Origin of the sequence: Kitasatospora sp. NPDC007106 (genome assembly GCF_040634455.1) — a bacterium.
Lineage (GTDB): Bacteria > Actinomycetota > Actinomycetes > Streptomycetales > Streptomycetaceae > Kitasatospora > Kitasatospora arboriphila.
Genome location: NZ_JBEYFP010000955.1, coordinates 1 through 2,090 on the forward strand (window position 1 = coordinate 1; position 2,090 = coordinate 2,090).

At 66.5% G+C, this 2,090-nt stretch carries 2 protein-coding genes and 1 pseudogene; 2 read left to right on the plus strand and 1 reads right to left on the minus strand.

The window, feature by feature from the left end:
* Positions 1-35 precede the first annotated feature (35 nt).
* Positions 36-467 carry a helix-turn-helix domain-containing protein gene (locus ABZ641_RS34450; protein ID WP_057606767.1) on the plus strand — a complete coding sequence of 144 codons (432 nt, stop codon included), beginning with the start codon at positions 36-38 and terminating at the stop codon, positions 465-467.
* Between the two features lie 363 nt (positions 468-830).
* Here the strand turns inward: ABZ641_RS34450 and ABZ641_RS34455 are convergent.
* Positions 831-1,328: pseudogene (locus ABZ641_RS34455) on the minus strand (DDE-type integrase/transposase/recombinase); the annotation flags it as partial.
* A gap of 167 nt (positions 1,329-1,495) precedes the next feature.
* Here ABZ641_RS34455 and ABZ641_RS34460 point away from each other — a divergent pair.
* The gene (locus ABZ641_RS34460) at positions 1,496-1,969 is read left to right on the plus strand and encodes a hypothetical protein (RefSeq protein ID WP_359988275.1); all 474 of its coding nucleotides are present in this window, start codon (positions 1,496-1,498) and stop codon (positions 1,967-1,969) included.
* The last annotated feature ends 121 nt before the right edge of the window (positions 1,970-2,090 follow it).

Genomic DNA, 2,090 nt, shown 5'->3' on the forward strand with positions numbered 1-2,090 from the left:
GCGGCCAACAGGTACCTCCAGGTAACCTTCGGGGCATGAGCCTGCGACCCGGAATTGCCTTCCTCGCCGACTGTCCCGCTCTCCTGGCCATGGAGATCATCGCCAGCAAGTGGTCCATGGTCACGCTCTTCGCGCTGACCGACGGCCCGTTGCGCCACGGCGAGCTGGTCGAGCTGAGCGGTGGCATTTCACGCAAGGTACTGACCCAGACGTTGCGCCGGCTCCAAGCCAACGGGCTCGTCGAACGGCACGCGTACGCCGAGGCGCCACCGCGCGTGGAGTACGGCCTGACCGATCTCGGGCGAACCCTGGAGGAACCCATCAGGATGCTCACCGCATGGGCGCGGGAGAACGGCGAGGCGGTCGTCACCTTCCGGGAAGCAGCCGAGGCGGCCAGGACCATCGAGGCGGATCAGGCGACCCCGGTGAAGACCCCTCATGTTGATGAGAACCCGAGCCGTTTCTGATCAATAGAAGAGGCTGGACCCGTAGACCCTGCCGTCGCCGGAGACTTGGCCATCCTCGTGATCGGGGCCCTCCTGCAAGAGGCCAACGACGACCGTCGCCTCAGGGTCAAGCCCCTGGTCCTGAAGGAGCTCCCGCAACCGAACCCAGAGGGCGCTCGTACCAGTCCGCAGATACTCGGTGCACTGGAGACGATGCTCGAAGCCATGAGCTCAGCCTTCCAGTCCGCCCGGCGCAGCGGCACGGATGAGGCCACCCATGATCGACGACGGGCGGCGGCAACGACAGGTCGCTCCGCAACAGTGATCAAGAACTACAGCTGGAGTATTAGCCGGGGCGTGGTCTCGCTGTTCGAACTCGAGTGGTCAGAGGTAACCGAGGGCGCTGTGGCGCCGGCGGGTGTTGTGGTAGGTGAGCCGGCGGAAGACCTCGAGCCTGATCCGGGCTGCTGTCGTGGTCGGCGTGCCGTGCAGGGACTCGCGTTTCAGGCTCTGCCAGAGGCTCTCGGCCAGGGCGTTGACGTAGGACGAGGCGATGCGTCCCGTCGAGCGGCGGACGCAGTGACGGTCGCAGGCCTCCGCGAAGGCCGCTGACGTGTATGGGACCCGCGGTCCGCATGGAAGATCACTCCGGTGACGTCGCCGCCCCGGGCGGCAACCGCGGCCTGGAGCACGTTGATGACCAGCGAGGTCCGCATGTGGGTGGCCATCGACCGGCCCCACCACCCGGCGCGAGCGGATGTCGATCGCAGAAGCCGGGAAGAGCCAGGTGCCGGCGGCCCGGATGTAGGTGATGTCGCCGCACCGGCGTTCGTCCAGGCGCTCGGCGGTGAAGTCGCGCTCGATGAGGTCCGGCACCGGTGGAAGTGGCTTCGTTCACTTCTCAGGACAGCGTTTGTCGATGAGTTCGGACAGCGGCTGGTGATCACGCTACCCGCAGATGTTCACGAGTTTTGACAGCACCGTGTCTTCACCGGGTGCCGCTGTCCGTCTCGGAGCCCGCTGTCGGGGCCCGGCGCTAGGGTCGTGGTGTGAGTGACTACTACGACTTGTTCCTGGCTGTGGACCTGCGGCCGGATGTGCCCGAGCCCGTCCTTCAGGAGCTCCGGTGGCTCCTGGGGCAGGCCGAGATGCCGCCGGTGCTGCAGTCGGCTGACTGGGAGTCACACGGTGTCCCCTGGCGGGTCTTCGATGGTGGTGAGGCGAGTCATTCGTTCGATGGGGTGGACACCTGCGTCCTGGTCCGTGCCGTCAACAAGCCGAACCCGGATGGCAGTGTCCCTTGGGCTCTGACGGTCCGGACCTGCATCCACGAGGACGAATTCGGCGTGATGATGGAGGTCGTTGAATGGCTTCTTCGGCAGGCGACCACGGAGGGTTGGGTCGGATTCCTCCGCGACTCGGCTCTGAATGACGTCCAGCATGTCGTGCGGCGTCAGGACGGCTTCGAGCTTGTCGATGTCCGCACCGTCAAGACGCAGATCCGCGTCCCCTGGTCGTCGTGATGGCCCGCCTTCGGGCGGGCCATGTGGGACAGGCCGGTCAGCCAGCCGCAGCGGCTTGTCCGGTGCGGGCGCGGGTGGTGGCGAGGCGGTAGGAGTCGGTGCCGGTCTCGATGATCGTGCC